The organism is Pseudoalteromonas caenipelagi (assembly GCF_013140855.1).
Classification (GTDB): domain Bacteria; phylum Pseudomonadota; class Gammaproteobacteria; order Enterobacterales; family Alteromonadaceae; genus Pseudoalteromonas; species Pseudoalteromonas caenipelagi.
This window is the reverse complement of sequence record NZ_JABBPG010000002.1, coordinates 816475-833590: the sequence shown is the minus strand read 5'-3', so window position 1 is coordinate 833590 and position 17116 is coordinate 816475. Positions and strand designations below refer to the sequence as shown.

Here is a 17116-nt window from a genome sequence, read left to right as displayed (position 1 = left end):
CACCTTTCGGTTACACTGTGTGTTTAATAAGAATGTTAATTAACATTTGAATCTATGAATCAGCCACCTTTGAATCTAATTCCAGGATATGTAAATACTACCTATTATCTAAAAAAGGAACAGGTCAAAATCGCCCTAACCCACGAAAAATTAACAAAAAGCCAACTCATCGGTTACACTAGAGACATATCAAAAAAACAAGCAATTGATTAATAAGAAGTATTTTTATAAAACAGTGCTATAAAGCTAAATACAGAAACTGAGTGATACAAACTAAACCACTCAAACAAACAAGAAACGTCAAAGAAGGGTGAAAAACTAATCAAATGTCGCCAGCTATTAATAAACATCACCACTTGTGCTGCCTAAAAGTAATGTTGGCAAACGTGACACATTTAAATTGCTAAACATCATATAACTTACTTTAACTTTGCTACACTTCTAAGTATCAGTCTGTTTTGGGTACCGCAGTGGTAAGAATTACTCAACGCTCCTTGTTACATTTATTATGCTTTTGCGTTCTATGCATGAGTTTAAATTGTATTGGCGCAAATGCCAGCTCGCTGCCTCCTTTAACCGTGGTCACAGAGCTCTCCCCCCCTAACCAAACATTCAATAATGGTGAAGTAGGCGGCACCAGCACAGAACTTGTAAAACAGATCTTACAACGTGCTCACTTAAAAGCAGATTACCACCTCTTCCCTTGGGCGAGAGCCTTTAAAGTTGCAAGTGAAAAAGAAAATACTTTGATCTATAGCATTGCCAAAACCCCCCTGCGAGAACAAAATTTTCATTGGATTGGTCCTGTCGCTAAATTTGAGTTGGGCTTTGTAACAAACAAATACCGAAGTGATGTGGTTGTAAACTCACTTGGAGATGCAAAAAGGTATCGCCTTGCAGTACAAAGAGGAGATATTGCCGCAGAAGAATTGAAAAGATATGGCTTTGACTATGTGCTCACCTCCGATATTGAGCGCTCTTATCAGCTGTTAATTGCCAATAAAGTTGACTTGGTGCTCGATGACCCTCGCTACTTAAAATCAATGGCAGATACACTCAATTTGCCCAATGACCATTTTCGTTTTCTATTTAGCGTACCTGACTTATCAGTGAATGGTTACCTTGCTGCCAATATTCAAACCCCCGCAGAGATTGTTGACAGGCTTCGCATTGCCTTTGCAGATATTAAACGAACACAGGCATATAAGGACGTACTCTCTGGTTACCAATAAGACCGACATTTAATACGGTTTGAGAAGCGTTTTTTAGCCACAAAAAAAGCAAGCCTTAGCTTGCTTTTTTCTAAGTAATAAAACTTAGATTACAGTGATGTTCTCAGCTTGAGGACCTTTTTGGCCAGTAGCTAGAGTGAACTCAACACGTTGGCCTTCAGCTAAAGTGCGGAAACCGTCACCTTTGATAGCGCTGAAATGAGCAAAAACGTCTGGGCCATTCTCTTGAGCGATGAAACCAAAACCTTTTGACTCGTTGAACCACTTAACTGTGCCTGTTACTGTATTAGACATATCTAGATATCCTGATTTAAAAAATTTAACTATGCCCATCTGGGCGCATAGAGCAAAAATTAGACGGTACTTAAAAACTTCAGGACGGTACTACAAGTATGACTTATACAACAACGTAATGGAGATTTATAAACACTGACATATTTTTTGTCTAAACCCAGTCTATCTAGATAAGGCCTCAAGTCAATGAATTTTGCGACCAATGAAATGAAATTTCTGTGACACCTTATTAACACAAAACATCACTTTTACTTTCAATAATAAAAAATAACCAAACTACCCAAAACATCAAATAAAAAAGGATTAACTCAACGCATTACAGGCACATGGTTTGAGTAAAAACTCTAAAGAGCTAAGCAGTAACAGCGGTGTTTTTCAATCGAATTATACGCCAAAGCAATCAAAGTTGTCCCATCTTACGTATTAACTTTTGGTAACTGATTATTCACCACCTTTGCACTAACTTTAACTTAGCTTTTTTACAAATATTGGGGTTGATAGCTCATGGATAATAGAACATCGAGTTTAGAAGAGTCTGCTTTTTTTAGTCAGCTTATGCATGATTGCTCTGTACTGCAGCTACTGCGACAAGTACTCATGCACTCTCATCATGCAATCGTGATCACTAATGCAGACCACGCTCAAGGCTACCCTATTGTGTATGCTAATAAAGTGTTTTGTGAGCATACAGGCTACGAATTAGCAGAACTTGTTGGACGCTCTCCACGCATCCTTCAAGGGCCAGATAGCAACCATAAAGTGATTGCTAAAATCACCCCCTCGCTACAAAAAAATGGGTATTTTTACGGCTCTTCGATTAATTACCGCAAGGATGGTTCAATCTACCCCGTCGAATGGAACATTTCTGAGATCAAAAATGAACAAGGCAATGTCACACACTACATATCAATGCAAAAAGACTTAACCAATCTCAAACGCATCGCTGAGCAAATCAAAGATACTAATGAGTTATTTAAACGCTTTTATGCAACACAAGCCAAACTAAATACTATTAAAACAGACATTAACGACAAAGTTGTTGAAACAATTAAAAGTAACGAAAAGATCTACAATGGCAATTTGCGCTCACAAGAGAACGAAGAACTCTTTGAAGACGCTTTTTTTGACTTTTCACCCAACGAAATGGGGGCGTTGGGCAACAAAATAGAAAAAACGCCCATCAGCGCCCAAGCGTTTTGGCAAGAGAGTCCTATTGCAGAGGATGACGTTATCTCATTAACCGAGTCTATTAGAGAACTTGATTCTGAGATAGGAATGGCAGAAGCGCTAGGCAGCAATGTAAACTACCTAAATATTGCTAAGTACATGAAAGAGATAGCAAACAACTTATATTTCTGTGTTGAATTTAACGACGGTGCATTAATGATAGATGAAGTAGCCAACGCTCTATCTAAGCTATCTGATACATCACAGATCCCCATTGAAATGTTGTCGATGTTCAATAAAGACGTCTCGGATTGGATAGACAGCGTATTTGTACACAAAAACGCCGACAATATTTTCTCTGGCGAGAATAATACTGTCGCCGCAGGTAACCAGTTACTTTCTTTTATTCAGTAACTTCAGCAATACAGCTCTTACTTCACTTAGTTTAGAGCTGTACCTAAGATTCCTTGCAGATATTTTGCCCTTGAAACCCTCACTAAATATCACTTTTAAAAACCTAATGGTTGTAAAAAAGTTCAATCAACACGAATTTGCTGAATAATTTCTTTGGCTTGTTCAAACTCAAAGTCATTGATTTTTTTTCGCAGCTCATCAAGCTTATCTTTTGCTAGTGAGTCATGGGCAAATAACGTATCCACAAGATCTAAGGATTGAACATCATTACCATCTACTAATTCATAAAGCTCATCAAACAGCTTTTTCAAGTTGCTTGCTTGAGGTTGTACTTCATCCTGACTCTTCAATGCAGTTTTACTCTCTTTAATGCTAAGCTGCTTATCAATTTTTCTTAAATAGTCAATAACTTTATGCAGCATACCGACATCCAGTTCTGCAGTATCTTTTATCTGCTCCTCAAATTTAGCTCCTTGCTCTACTAAATAATGAGCCGATAAATTAGCAGCGGAGCCTTTGAGTGAATGTACAATACGTGATGCATGTTCCAAGTCGCCAATGATCATTGCCTGTTCTACATTGATTAATTCTTCTATCTGTTTATGAATAAATTTACCCAAAATACTCCAATACGCCCGTTCATTCCCGCCAATTCTGTTGATACCATCTTGAATATCTATTCCCTCTAGGACAAAAACAGCATCCTGAGGCACTGGCTGAGCTTTTGTATTTTCAGGTTTTTCCTTTGTATTTACCTCAAGCCATTGCGACTTCTTTGTTACTTTTTTGATTGTCGACACTAAGGCCTTAAAATTAATTGGCTTAGCAATGTGCGCATTCATACCCGCATTTAGACAGCACTCGATATCTTCTCTCATCGCATTGGCTGTCATGGCAACAATGGGTAAGTCAGCAAACTTGGATTGCGCCCTAATTTTTGTTGTTGCAGTGAGGCCATCCATAACAGGCATCTGCATATCCATAAAGACAAGTGAGAACTGCTTTTGTTGCTCAAGTATTTCTATTGCTTCTTTACCATTGTTAGCAATCGTTACTTGTATGCCTAACGATCGCAGCATTTCAGTTGCCACTTCTTGGTTAGTTTCATTGTCCTCCACCAATAGCGCCGTCTTGTCTGTGAATGAAACTATCTCTTTGCCTAGCAGCTCAACATTTGATACATCCTGAGTTCGTATGTCAAAACAGTCCAAAACACAGTCAAACACAATTGAAGCATTCATCGGTTTACTGATAATGCCATCTAACTTATCACTTACCTCCTGATCAATATCTAACTCTTTACTATGCGCTGTGACTAGAATTACTTTTGGCTTAGGGTTCAGGTCAAGCTCATTAATGCGCAGTGCCAACTCACAGCCATCAATGTTAGGCATGCTCCAATCGGTAAACACTATTTGGTAGGGTCTTTTTGTTAACTCTTTAAGCGCCTCTTGGGCACACGAAACAGCATATGTTTTAAACCCCAAACCTTGAACGAGGTTAGACATTACTTCTCGAGCAGCTTCATTATCGTCTACAACAAGCACTGAGGTATTTCTGATGATCGACTCAGGGCAAAACCATTGCTTGTTTGCTTGCTCTTGTAACCCAACTTTAATAGTAAAGTAAAACTCAGAGCCAACGCCAGGTTCACTGGTGACACCAATTTGCCCACCCATTAACTCAACCAAATGTTTTGAAATACTCAAACCAAGCCCGGTTCCACCGTATTTACGTGTAATCGAGCTATCGGCCTGAGAAAACGCTTTAAACAGCTTGTCTTGCTGTTCTTGTGTTAGGCCAATACCTGAGTCTTTAACAGTAAACTTCAATGTTGCAGAGCCTTTTGTTCTCTCAATCACTCTTGCGGTTATGATAACCTCGCCTTGCTCAGTAAATTTGATAGCATTACCACACAAGTTTATAAGTACCTGACCCAGCCTCAGAGGATCACCAATCAAGTTGGTGGGTATTGTAGGCGGAATGTCTAACAGCAACTCAATGCCTTTGTCCTCAGCTTTAACCGAATTGACAACCGTCACATTGCTGGTTACTTCCTCTAAATCAAACGCCTCTTCAACAATTGCCATTTTCCCTGATTCGATTTTAGAGAAGTCTAAAACATCGTTGATGATCCCAAGTAGGTTGTTGGCAGCGACATCTATTTTTTTGATGTAGTTATTTTGTTGCTTAGACAACTTGGTGTTTAGCACTAAATGACTCATACCTATTATGGCATTCATGGGAGTGCGAATTTCGTGACTCATATTTGCCAAAAATTCACCTTTAGCTTTGCTGGTACTGTCAGCTTTAGCTTTGGCTTCACGTAACTGCAGTTCCATCTCTTTGCTTTTTGTCACATCTAGCAGCAAACCTACGATACCAGCAACTTTGTTGTCTGCATCACTAAATGTGGCTTCATACACCACCACTTCTCTTATTTGTTCATGCACATCTTTTAAGCGCATTTCATAATTGTGACTGCCAGGTTTTGCCAAAAGCTGCCTTTGTGATTCATTAAAACGGCTGGCTATATCAAAACTGAATATATTGTCTGGCGTTGCCCCAATCACATCCGCTTCAAATGTGCCTATAAAGTCGTGAAACTGAGAATTTACGCCTAAATAAACCCCTTCAGTGTTGCGATAATACATAGGATTTGGGATCGCATCGATGATCTTGCGATTAAGCTCAAGCTGCTCCACAACCATGCGTTCAGTTTTACGTTGTCGCTCTTGGTTTCGGGCTAAATGCAAGCCTATAGATAAATCGCGGATAATAAAATTAAGCCAGTAAAACTCCTTTTCACTAATGTTGTAAAAGCTGCCTAATTCAAGCAAACCTATACAATTATCATCCATACTCAACGGGAAATAATGCAGCTCTTTGAGCAATAGACGTTTACCCTGGTGTAGTATTGCGTATTGCTCTGACACATCAATTGAATATTTTTTATTTCTTTTAATAACATGAAAATAGACAGAATCTTCGTCTTGATATGTTTCTTTATCCTGCCCCTCATAACCGATACCCGACACCCTAAAAAGTTCGTCTTCATGCCAAACATACAAACCAACAAGCGGAATAGATAAACGCTCACAGATAAACTCAATCACTTCATCTCCCAGCTCTTGAGCACTGGTCTTTCCTCTTAATGCTTGGTTTAAGTCTTTTTGGATTGAACTGTATTTCAGTTGCTCAGCAATATCACCTAATAACTGATTCATCGCCTGTGCAAACTCAGCAAGTTCTCCGTAGTAATTATTAGCAAGCTGAAAGTCAAAGTTGTTACTCTCTACCTGAGCTACGAGCGCTTTTTGAATTCGTGATATTGGCCAAATGTAATAACGCCATAAAAAATAAAAAGACAAGGTGATAGCTAGCAACAAAACGCCAATAATAAAGTTTTGGGTTTGCGTAGCAGTATTTAATTTGCCTGTATATTTACTTGCCTGTGCTTCAAGACGCTGAAAAATAAGTTGCGCTACATTTTCAAGCGAATACATAACATCATTTTTAACACTCAGGTACGAATCGTCTAAAAGCTTATGGCTTAAATTACTTTTCTGTTGTTTCTCTGCAATGGCCGAGCGTTCAATTTCAATTAGTTGACCTACTTTTTCTAGCGCTTGATCCACCTGAGCAAATTCATCATGGCGCAACTTAATAGCTTCAAAGCGCTCAATAAATGGCTTGCTCCTATAAGAGTTATCTACTGCAGGTATTTTGCTTGTTGTCAGAGCCAAGCTATCCCAATAGTTTAAAGCGTGTTTATCAATAATTTTTGCATTGCCTTCATAGACGGCAATCGCGTAATTAAATAATGTGAGCCAGCGCTCTTCGCCTGTAGAGATATAGGCTCTGGCAAACGAACTTCTGTGTTCTGACATTTGTTTAAAGTCATCAGCAAGCTGGTTAAACATGATTAACTGCTGACGCGCTCTTTGTTCTTCCGCTTGAATTTCTCCGATATAACTCGAAACAAACACCAAAGACACACACGTGAAAAACATAAAAGCGAAAAGCATTACAAATAGTGACTTCAGTCGAATCATATTAGCCCCTTAGAATTGGCACTAATAAAAAGGTAGACCTAATATTTAGATCGTGTACGAGTATTTTGAGGGAGCTACCACCGTATGTTTGATAAATTCACTGTGTTACTGGTTGATGATACATCTGAGAACCTAGCACTTATGTCTGAAATTTTAAAAACAGAGTATCGCGTAATAGCCGCTAAAAACGGCCAAAGCGCGCTTAAAGTTTTAGAAAGCCAACCTGTTGATATAGTGATATTAGACATTGTTATGCCAAATATGGATGGGTATGAAGTAATCAAACGTATAAAGAGCAACTCTGATACCCATGATTTACCCGTGATTTTTTTAACCGCCAAAAACAGTATTCAAGATGAAGAAAAAGGCTTTGCATTGGGCGCTTGTGATTATATTAACAAACCGATTAGCCCACCTATCATAAAGTCCAGAGTCAGAACACATATTCAAATTAAACGTCATCGAGATTTTTTAAAAGATAAAAATGCCTATCTGGAGGCAGAGGTACAAAAAAGAACAAAAGAGCTATCAGCTGCGCAAGATGCAACGATTGCTGCTCTGGCAAGTCTCGCTGAAACACGAGATCAAGAAACTGGTAATCATATAAAAAGAACACAGCTTTATGTTAAAACGCTTGCTTCTAAACTTGCCACATTACCTAAATATAAAAAGGCACTAAGTGAAGATGTGATTGAGCTGTTTTACAAGTCAGCGCCTTTACATGACATAGGTAAAGTTGGTATTCCCGATGCAATCCTTTTAAAAGGTGGAAAACTGACCAGCGAGGAATTTGAAATAATGAAGACACACGCAAGGTTGGGATACGATGCAATCGCCAAAGCTGAAAAAGAAGTTTCTGGCGAGGTCAGGTTTTTGAAAATTGCCAAAGAAATAGCGCTATCACATCATGAAAAGTGGGACGGCAGTGGCTACCCCAATGGCTTGTCGGCAGAACAGATCCCTTTAAGTGCAAGGCTTATGGCCATTGCAGACGTGTATGATGCGCTCATAAGTAAACGCGTTTACAAAGATGCGATGACTCACGAGCAAGCAATCTATATTCTCAGAGAGGGCCGAGGCAGTCACTTCGACCCAGAAATTTTGGGTGAGTTTTTAGCAATTGAACAAGAGTTTTTATCAATTGCACTTCAATATGCCGACTGATCGAACCTATCAAGGACACGCAGCATTAATGCTCTACCCTTGCTTGCTTAGCTGTGTCAGCGCATGCTTATAGAGTTCAATGACCGGCTCAGAGCTATTATGTTCAATAAAGTTGTTAAACTGAGGGGAAGCGTTTAGCTCAATCAAATAGAGATCGTCTTTGTCATCAACGATGATATCGTAACCAACCCACCCCATTGGAAATTCATTGTGAATAGGTTGCACAAAATCAGCAAGCTGTTGAAACAAGACCATATCTGTAACCCGTTGCGCTTGCTCACCATTTTCCCAGTATTTAACATTAAAGGTCGCAGCAGCGCTGCCACGCTGATAGGCAAATATCGGTTTGCCATACGCACATAACAGTCGATATTCTGCTTTTGTTGTCACAAACTCTTGCGCAAGTGCAAGATAGTCATAATATTTTGACTGATGGTTAAATATCTCCTGAAACGCTTTTTCAGTGTCTAATGCATTCGCACATAAAAATACATTTGTACCTAAAGCGCCTTTATTCTGCTTAACCACAATCGGGTAGGTAAAATTTTCGTCAATACGCGTCAGTGCTGCTGCAATACTATTGCAGTGTTTATATTTACTGTATTTAGACGAGACATTGAAGTCCAAAAAATCAAGCGTCTTGGGAACACGTACAACGTCTTTTAGTAATTGATATGAGTGACCTTTATCTTGGCAAATGCAATATGCAGCTTCAGTGTTAAAAGGAGTCTTATTCAGCTCAAAGTATTGCCAACCATTGTCCATTTTGACACGTACAAAGTTATGATCTAAGTCTATAAATTCATAGCTCAACCCTAACTCATCACACGCTTTTGTAAGGCTCTTTATATTATTTTCCATACCGTAGTTTGCTCTCGTAGTGTGAATGCTGCAATCTAGTTTTGTTTAAATGCAACGATATGGCGCTCCGTTGCACTTACCCAAAATTACATTTTGCGAGGTTGCAAGCACATTATCTACACGCTGCAACCCCAGTAAGCAATATTACTCAGCGCGTCCCATGAATTTTTTCTCATCGGTATTAATACGGATTTTATCACCCGTTGAGATATGCTCAGGTACTTGAACAACAAGGCCGGTAGTCAATGTAGCAGGCTTGGTACGAGCGCTAGCTGATGCACCTTTAATCGAAGGAGAAGTTTCTTCAATCACAAGTTCTACACTGGAAGGTAAGTCGATAGATACCGGTCTGCCTTCAACAATAACCGCTAATAGCCCTTTGGTATCTTCATTAACAAATAAAACTTGCTCTTCAATACTGCTTTTATTTAGATGGTATGGCGTGTAGTCCTCTTCGTCCATAAACACGTATTCTTCACCATCAATGTACGAAAACATAACTGGACGGCGCACCAAATCAGCAAGGTTTAGCATTTCATCTGCTTTAAAGGTTTCATCTACTTTTGCGCCATTAACTACATCGTACATGCGCATACGATACAAGCTGCCACCAGCCCTACCTTGAGGCACTGAGCGTTCAATATCTCTTACGATCATTACACGGTTATTGTATTCAATTGCGGCATGTTTTTTTATTTCACTGGCCTTAGGCATAACTATTTCTCTTAATTCTATGTTGGCAAAAACTACCGAGATATTGCCATATAATCATACTCTAAGGCCAGATAAATTGAGTGGGTTTGTAATGTTTCCTAACGCAGGATCAACCAAAAAGCATGGATAATCCCTGGAACAATAAATAGTAGGCTGAGTAAAATATTAATCACTAAATCCTTACCCACTCCATTGTTTAATGCCACCGCAATCGGCGGAAATATAATTGCCAAAATAATCAATACCAGTTTATTCATCGTATTCTCCGTAAATATGAATTATTAGGGTACGTAGTTAAGCATCAACTACTAACAACTAGCCCATTTTAAGGCTAATCCAAAAACCCACCTTTGCAACGTCTACACCCAACTTATTACAAAATAAAAAGAAAAAAAAAAAGAAAAGCACACTCACTCTTGTCAGTGCCTTTTTAAAAAGTGAAATAATATGAGCGTCGCTTTTAAACGTGCAATGGCGCATAAGTGCCAACCAAAAAAGCCTCAAAAGCTCATGGTTCTTTTAAAACAGATGCTTGCTCGTAAGCTTTAGCGAAAAACTTCACGGTAGCAGAGATTTCAGATACATTCTATTCAGTGGTATTTTGGCAACTGATTACTGCCAATCTTATACTGAGGTACAAACCTAGAGCATTCACTCTAGCTTATCATCTAGATGTCTAATCATTGTTAACTGCAACTTTCACGGGTTACGAACCCGACACACTTTGAAAATAAACTAATTGATATTTCGGTATGATAGAAACCACACAGATCGCACCCACTATGGGAAACACCTGATACTATCAATAATCGTATTAGCCTTTAATGAGACTTGAGCATGACAAATGTATCCTTAAAAGCAATATCTATTACTTGGCTGTAAATAGCTATATGTTATGTGCTTTTAACTATTATTCAGAGTTAACCTTTAGCGTTAAGTCATTACTTGCGTTGACAATATTTATCTTTATGCCTTACTTTTTGCAGAATCAAAAACTCAAGATAATTCGTGAACCGATAAAACATGCTGTATTTAAACAAGGGTATTTGTGCTTTGCACAGCACAGAATAAACGTAGAAAGTATCAATAGGGTTGTACTGAGCAAAACGCCACAATTTGTAACCTTCGTTTTTCCGTACAACTATGGCAATGAAGGGAAGCTAATCGAGTTTAACTTCCCTATTGGCGATTATGAACTCTTTAAAAGCTACTTAAGCGGCCATATTCCGAGCATTACTTTTATTGACTAGTGGGTGAATAAAACTCAACCACCCACTGAAAAACGTTGCCATTACTTTGATATTAAAATTCGAACTCTAATGCCAATCTAAAGCTGTGATCTTTACCGGAATGCGATATTTCACTCACAAAGCCCGCCTCCCACTTTAATTGCCGCTGCCCTTCAAATCGATACAACCCAATAATTGCAGGGCCAATACCAACAAAGTCCTCTCCACTGTAGATCTCAATTGCGGGTTGAAAAGCAGGCATAAATCTATATCGCAGCTGTGCTCTAAATTCGCTTTCCCATTCATTTTTAATCTCAGCGCCCCACTCTCTCACTGCAAATGCATTCATTGTGAGGCTCATTTTTCCTAATTCTTTTTCAAATAGAACACCTATTGTTGCCTCATAGGCAGATGTTTTATGCTGCTTTTCAAGTTCGAACAACATTCCCCAGTCAGCCCAGTAACGTCCTTGCTCTACCACCTGCCAACGTGCTTCGAGTTCGTATGCCGCTAAGTCAAAGTTATCAAGTTGATCGCGCTCACCAATCATGTATCCCTCAACCGTAACCGTTTCAGCAATCGCCCAACCAAGTCCAGCTCGTTGCGCTAATACATTCCCCTCATCAGTTTGACGTGATAACCAGCGCCACTCAACTTCTCTTTCAAAAGGCAGAACATACGGGTGATATACCTTATCAACCACCATCCCATCAGCACGGCAAAACCCCGAAATAACGCCCAGTAAAGTTATAAAAAGCAACCGTTGAATTTGCAACTTATAGGCCATGTTCGCCTCCTTTAACAACCTTTTGCTCATCGAGGCGCATACGCCAAATAATCACAACCGCGGCTATCATCAATGCAGATGTAAATGCCACTAAGTTTGCGTAACTTGGTGTGGCTTCATATCCTAACAGCGCTTTGAGCAAACGACCCGTAATACCATACTCATCTAACCAAAATCGTAGGTCAAACACCGTTTCACTGCTCGGTAGTATGTCAATTTGTGCAGCTAGATCAATGGCATTAGCCACCTTACTAGCACTGTGTGCAGACAATAACGCCAAGACAATCGCAGTGGCGCCATGCGCTTTAAACCAAGACAAAGTAAAAAATAATAATGTACAAAAGCTTAGGCAAATCCCCAGCCCAAGTATCGTCCCTATCATAATTCCTTGCTTAGTATCTAATTGCCAATAACTACTTACATACATAACAAAATGACTTAGGTACATCACACTGGCCAGTACAATTGCTATTTGTTTATACACACGCCTTGCAGAGCAAAATACCGCAATAACACTTCCATAAATCCCTAACAAAAATAGAATTTTGAGCATTTCAAGGCCCTTGTAATCAAACCATTGGCTGATAGTATCGGCAAATCCTAAGAAAACAGCACATGCTAACGCACAGGTAATGAGGGTTTGCAAAAAGGGTAACTTTTCGCCGGATTGACCAAAATCGCTGTGATGCAACAGTACCCATAACAGTGCTAATGGCAAGAATTGGTTGATACTAATAATCACGCTATTGAGCAGCATCGCTGGACTCCTTTGCAATCACTACGCCTTGCGCCGTATTGGGTGAAAACTCACCGAAAAATCGGTACTCTCCTACGCTAAGCGGCCCAATATAAATGACGCTTTTTCTTTTTGGAAACAAGACCTTCTCGCGATTTAAGTCAAAACTATCAAACTCTTCAGCCGTGTCATCTTGATTATCAATGATTAAGCGAACTTTTTTACCCGCAGGGACTTCTACCTGCGCGGGAATAAACAAATGATTTCTAAGAACAATTGTGACAGAGTCAGTGGCAACCGCCTTGACTGATGCAAACATCCCAAACAACATGCAAAAGTACATATAACTCCTTGTTATTCGCATGTATGCTCCTTAGGAAATTCAACCTGTACCTGTAAGCCACCTAGCTGTGAACGTCCAAAGCTGACAGATGCGCCATAAATTTCCGCAATTTGCTGTACTATAGCCATCCCCAAACCTGCCCCTTTTTCTCCCGAAGGGTGTTTATCTCCGCCCACTCGATAAAATCGATCAAAAATACGTGCTATCTCGGTATCATCCATGCCGGGACCAGAGTCTTCTATCATCCACACAATTTTGCCGTTTACACAAGTGATCGACAAACGTACATTGCCTTCATTGGGAGTGTATTTTACCGCATTACCGAGTAAATTAATGAACAGTGTATGGAGTGTAAACTCACAGCCTTTGAGCCAGTATTGCTGCGCATCTAGGCTTATTTGAATATGCTTTTGCTCTATTCGGTCGTATAACTGAGCAACCACATTTTGACTTAGCGCCATTACATCTATGGGTTGAAAGTTCGTACGCCATCGGTCGGGTTCCGTTCTCGCCAAAGTGAGCATTTGCTCAACGATATGATTTAGCTGTTCAATACCTTGTTGTATTGCAGGTAGGCTTGGGTGCTGAATATCATCAGATAAATTATGTAAATTGATTTTTAAACTACTGATTGGTGTTTTCAATTCATGTGCCGCGTCAGAAGCAAAATAACGCTCACGTAAATAAGCCTTTTCGACTTTTGCAAACAGGCTGTTGAGTCGTTCGATCACGGGCGCGACTTCGGCATCTTCACTCACAATCTCTAGTTTCTTAAAGTCATTTGCTTGACGCTCTTTGAGTTCATTCGACAATGTTGTTAATGGCCGTAGCGCTTTACGGATATACCAAGCAATAAAAATGGCCAGTAGAGGCATGGCGAAAACAAGCGGGGTCATAGCAGATAAAATCAAGCTTTCAGAAAGCATAAAGCGTTTGTGAATAGGTTCAGCCACCATCAAACGTTTGTCACCCGCGTGTAAAACACACGTTCTCAGCCTAGTTCCAGATATATTTTGCGTCTTAAACCCAGGCGACTCTAAAGCAGATATCGATTGATTTTTTAGTAAGTTAGCAGAGTAAACTAGGCTTTTTTGTTGCCATAGTTGGGCAAATAGATCACTTTGCTCAGGCCAATGGCGCACCGGTGTTGCTATCAATACATTTGCCATACTCATCAGTTGAATGTCTAGTTGTTTTTGTGCTTCATCCATACTGCGCTGATAACCATTCATCAACGCCATAAATGCGGTGAGAATAACGCCCGAAAGTACGATCATCGTCAGCCTTCGACTTATTGATAGGCGTACTTTTTGCTCTTGCGTATTTCCATTATTTAGCAACGACATATCCTATACCGCGCAAAGTTTTAATAAAGTCTTTAGGCAGCTTTTTTCGTAAATGATGTATGTGGACTTCAATGGCATTTGAGCCTAGCTCCTCACCCCATTGATACAGTTTACTTTCTAATTGCGTTTTTGATAAAACGCGACCCGCGTTTTCCATCAAGGCTTTTAATAACATAAACTCTTTACGTGGCAAAATCAGCGGCTCTCCCGCCACCAATGTTTGATGGCTTGCAAGGTCAAGCTGTACATTCTGACACTGCAATGTACTACTCGTTTGACTACCCAGACGTCGACTGATAACGCGCAAACGCGCAAATAACTCTTTGGCTTCAAAAGGTTTTGGTAAATAGTCATCTGCGCCGAGGTCCAACCCTGTGATTTTGTCTTCAATTGAATCTCTGGCAGTTAAGATCAATACCGCAAGCGCTAAACGACGCTTTTTAATCGTCTTTAGCACGTCTAAACCGTCCCCATCTGGTAAGCCTAAATCCAAAACAACGAGTTCAATTTCTTCGTTGTCTAGCATGCTCTTAGCCATACTGACGGTTTGAGCATGCTCTACGGAGTAACCTTCTTTTTGCAATGAATGTATCAGCCCTTGGGCTAGCAATGCGTCATCTTCAACAAGTAATAGTTTCATCGTTTATGTTTTAGTTTTCTCTCTACCTTTGCGATTAAATTATCAACCTCTTGTTGGCGATACAGATCTGCTTTTTCTCTGCCCAACCTGGCTGGTGCATTTTTTGCCTTTTGTAAATGTGCTAATGCTTTTTTATACTGCTTTTCATCATAAAGAAATTGTCCGTAAAAGTAATTAACATCTAGTCCAGTTGGGTTAATTTTTAAAGCTTTATCAAACAACTTTTGTGCTTTTTTATCACTACCAAAACCAATTGGCCAACCAGGAACTTGGCTATAAAGGGTACCAAGGCTGGTTAGTGCCGAGCCGCTTAAGGCTGTCTCATCAATTTCAATTGCCGCTTCCAGCTCTGCTTTGGCCGCTTTAGCTAACCCTAGTGCCCCCAACCCACCTTTGGCTCCCGCGTAACTTGATTGAACAATACCGTGCCAAATATGACTTTCGGCCTTGTCTGGATAGTTAGCAACCAACGAGTGGCTGTCTTTGACCAATGCTTCAAACGCTTTTTCTCGCGCCTCGTCTTGCAACTCGTAATTAACACTTGCCCAAGTCTTTTGAATAGCACTGAGTTCTTGGCTAAAGTCTGCATTTGCAAAACCGCTCGTACTGGCGAACAGCGCTGCAATTATAACTGTTTTAAGTTTTTTCATGAGGATGACTCCTTAGTATTAAGCTGACAACTAATATAATTTTTAATGGTTTTTAACTGCTTGATGATGGCATTATCGACTAACTCAGGTAGCAAACCATTTACCCTTGCAAAAAGCTTTTCAGGAAACCCGACCACCAAACGGCGTTTTTTACTATTCAACAAACGCATAAAGCTGTGGGCCACTTCTTCGGGGGTATCCATTTTATTTCCCAAAGCAGTGTTTAACGCTCTCACATCTTCTGAGTTAATGCTGGTATCGGTTGCACGCGGAGCAAGATATTTAACGGCAACTTGTCCATCCAGTTCTCGGGATAGCGCCTCGCTAAATCCACGAAGTCCGAATTTGCTCGCACAATAAACACTTTGGTAAGGATAACCAATGTAGCCAAATGCCGACCCAACATTAACCACCGTGCCTTTAACACTGCTTAATTGTGGTAGTAAGTGATGCGTCAACAACATTGGCACCACCAAGTTGACTGTCATTTGCCGTTGAATTTGTTCCAGCTGTTCACTTTGAAACGAACGCATTTCATTACACCCGGCACAATTGACGAGCAATGCGGCTCCTCCTAAACTTGCAGCATGCATCATCACTCGCTGAACACTACCTGGCAGGGTTAAATCTAATGCTAAGTATTGATGTTCCCCACCCAATGTGCGCTGAAGCAGTTGCAATTTATTTTCATCGCGACCAAGTAATAAGCAACGCCACCCAGCTTGGCTCAGTTGCGTTGCAATTGCCGCGCCTATTCCACCAGAAGCACCGGTTATAACGGCAAGCCCTTGTTTACCCATTAGCTAGCCTCCTGTGTTAAATCAATACTCGGTTGCGCCTCAATACTTCTAAACACATCACCATAAAGTCGGTAAAAACATCGAGCACTGTGAATGATAAGTTGTCGCTCTTGTTGGCAGTCAATTTTATTCATTAATCCTTTGAAAAAGTCGATATGTTCAATATCCAGAGCACCGTGAGACGTTAAATAACTGAATGCTTTTTTCGGTAAGTTAAGCTGCTTTGCAATACTTTGAGCCGCTTGATCCGCTAATGTGATAGAAGTACCTTCTAACACATTAACCATCCCAAAAAAGCACAATGGATTAACACGGTTAATGCTGTCGTATGCATAACTCACCATCAGCTCAGTCGCAAAGCTTGGTGTTGAGTGGCGAACAGCTTCTTTATCGAAGCCACACTGCGCAAGATCATTCAAAATCCACTCTTGATGTCCCATTTCTTCTTCAATATAGTGACCAATGGCTTCACGTAACCATTCTTTTGACTCATCTAACTTGCTGCCACAAGCCATCAATAAAGGCACTGTATGTTTCACATGATGATAAGCTTGCTGTAAAAATGAGCCATATTGACCTAACGTTACTTGCCCTTCAAAAACATCTTTAATGATTGGAGCAGATAGTAGGTACTCACGTTCAGCCTGTGTCTGTGCTTGTAATTCATCGTAAAAAGTAGTCATT

General features: G+C 40.1%; 17 protein-coding genes. 4 read left to right on the top strand and 13 right to left on the bottom strand.

The features are described from left to right. The first annotated feature begins 527 nt into the window (after positions 1 to 527). Positions 528 to 1232, top strand: a complete 705-nt coding sequence (locus tag HG263_RS08300) for a substrate-binding periplasmic protein (protein ID WP_171625599.1) — start codon at positions 528 to 530, stop codon at positions 1230 to 1232. Between the two features lie 84 nt (positions 1233 to 1316). Here the strand turns inward: HG263_RS08300 and HG263_RS08295 are convergent, their stop codons facing one another. Beyond that, positions 1317 to 1526, bottom strand: a complete 210-nt coding sequence (locus tag HG263_RS08295) for a cold-shock protein (RefSeq protein WP_070986022.1) — start codon at positions 1524 to 1526, stop codon at positions 1317 to 1319. 504 nt (positions 1527 to 2030) lie between these two features. Here HG263_RS08295 and HG263_RS08290 point away from each other — a divergent pair. Next, complete coding sequence (locus HG263_RS08290) at positions 2031 to 3107, top strand: PAS domain-containing protein (protein WP_171625598.1); 1077 nt, start codon at positions 2031 to 2033, stop codon at positions 3105 to 3107. A 122-nt stretch (positions 3108 to 3229) separates the two neighbouring features. On the opposite strand, the gene HG263_RS08285 is transcribed toward HG263_RS08290, so the two are convergent. Then, positions 3230 to 7162 carry a GAF domain-containing hybrid sensor histidine kinase/response regulator gene (locus HG263_RS08285; protein WP_171625597.1) on the bottom strand — a complete coding sequence of 1311 codons (3933 nt, stop codon included), beginning with the start codon at positions 7160 to 7162 and terminating at the stop codon, positions 3230 to 3232. A gap of 84 nt (positions 7163 to 7246) precedes the next feature. On the opposite strand from HG263_RS08285, the gene HG263_RS08280 reads away from it, so the two are divergent. Further along, on the top strand, positions 7247 to 8326 hold the full coding sequence (locus HG263_RS08280; RefSeq protein WP_171625596.1) for a response regulator: 1080 nt from the start codon (positions 7247 to 7249) through the stop codon (positions 8324 to 8326). A gap of 33 nt (positions 8327 to 8359) precedes the next feature. Here the strand turns inward: HG263_RS08280 and HG263_RS08275 are convergent, their stop codons facing one another. From HG263_RS08275 to HG263_RS08265, 3 genes are all read right to left on the bottom strand, one after another. Then, on the bottom strand, positions 8360 to 9187 hold the full coding sequence (locus HG263_RS08275) for an ATP-grasp domain-containing protein (protein WP_171625595.1): 828 nt from the start codon (positions 9185 to 9187) through the stop codon (positions 8360 to 8362). A gap of 144 nt (positions 9188 to 9331) precedes the next feature. Further along, entirely contained in the window at positions 9332 to 9901 is a 570-nt protein-coding gene (efpL, locus tag HG263_RS08270; protein ID WP_171625594.1) for an elongation factor P-like protein EfpL, read from the bottom strand. A gap of 98 nt (positions 9902 to 9999) precedes the next feature. After that, positions 10000 to 10158, bottom strand: coding sequence for a YqaE/Pmp3 family membrane protein (locus HG263_RS08265; RefSeq protein WP_171625593.1), 159 nt, complete (start codon positions 10156 to 10158; stop codon positions 10000 to 10002). Between the two features lie 567 nt (positions 10159 to 10725). Here HG263_RS08265 and HG263_RS08260 point away from each other — a divergent pair. Next, positions 10726 to 11151, top strand: a complete 426-nt coding sequence (locus HG263_RS08260; RefSeq protein ID WP_171625592.1) for a hypothetical protein — start codon at positions 10726 to 10728, stop codon at positions 11149 to 11151. Positions 11152 to 11203: 52 nt separating this feature from the next. Here HG263_RS08260 and HG263_RS08255 read toward each other — a convergent pair whose 3' ends face one another. The 8 genes from HG263_RS08255 to HG263_RS22345 all read right to left on the bottom strand — a co-directional run bounded on the left by HG263_RS08255 (position 11204) and on the right by HG263_RS22345 (position 17115). Beyond that, on the bottom strand, positions 11204 to 11836 hold the full coding sequence (locus HG263_RS08255) for a hypothetical protein (RefSeq protein WP_439331986.1): 633 nt from the start codon (positions 11834 to 11836) through the stop codon (positions 11204 to 11206). Between the two features lie 70 nt (positions 11837 to 11906). Then, complete coding sequence (locus tag HG263_RS08250; protein WP_171625590.1) at positions 11907 to 12674, bottom strand: hypothetical protein; 768 nt, start codon at positions 12672 to 12674, stop codon at positions 11907 to 11909. Next, on the bottom strand, positions 12661 to 12984 hold the full coding sequence (locus HG263_RS08245; RefSeq protein WP_246239925.1) for a cupredoxin domain-containing protein: 324 nt from the start codon (positions 12982 to 12984) through the stop codon (positions 12661 to 12663). The genes HG263_RS08250 and HG263_RS08245 overlap by 14 nt, the downstream gene beginning before the upstream one ends. Positions 12985 to 13007: 23 nt before the next feature. Continuing rightward, on the bottom strand, positions 13008 to 14342 hold the full coding sequence (locus tag HG263_RS08240) for an ATP-binding protein (protein ID WP_171625588.1): 1335 nt from the start codon (positions 14340 to 14342) through the stop codon (positions 13008 to 13010). Further along, positions 14326 to 14982, bottom strand: coding sequence for a response regulator (locus tag HG263_RS08235; protein WP_171625587.1), 657 nt, complete (start codon positions 14980 to 14982; stop codon positions 14326 to 14328). Before HG263_RS08235 ends, HG263_RS08240 begins: the two co-directional genes overlap by 17 nt. Beyond that, complete coding sequence (locus HG263_RS08230; RefSeq protein WP_171625586.1) at positions 14979 to 15632, bottom strand: tetratricopeptide repeat protein; 654 nt, start codon at positions 15630 to 15632, stop codon at positions 14979 to 14981. The genes HG263_RS08235 and HG263_RS08230 overlap by 4 nt, the downstream gene beginning before the upstream one ends. Beyond that, entirely contained in the window at positions 15629 to 16432 is an 804-nt protein-coding gene (locus tag HG263_RS08225; protein ID WP_171625585.1) for an SDR family oxidoreductase, read from the bottom strand. Before HG263_RS08225 ends, HG263_RS08230 begins: the two co-directional genes overlap by 4 nt. Beyond that, positions 16432 to 17115, bottom strand: a complete 684-nt coding sequence (locus HG263_RS22345; protein WP_246239924.1) for an iron-containing redox enzyme family protein — start codon at positions 17113 to 17115, stop codon at positions 16432 to 16434. The genes HG263_RS08225 and HG263_RS22345 overlap by 1 nt, the downstream gene beginning before the upstream one ends. Position 17116: the final 1 nt, after the last annotated feature.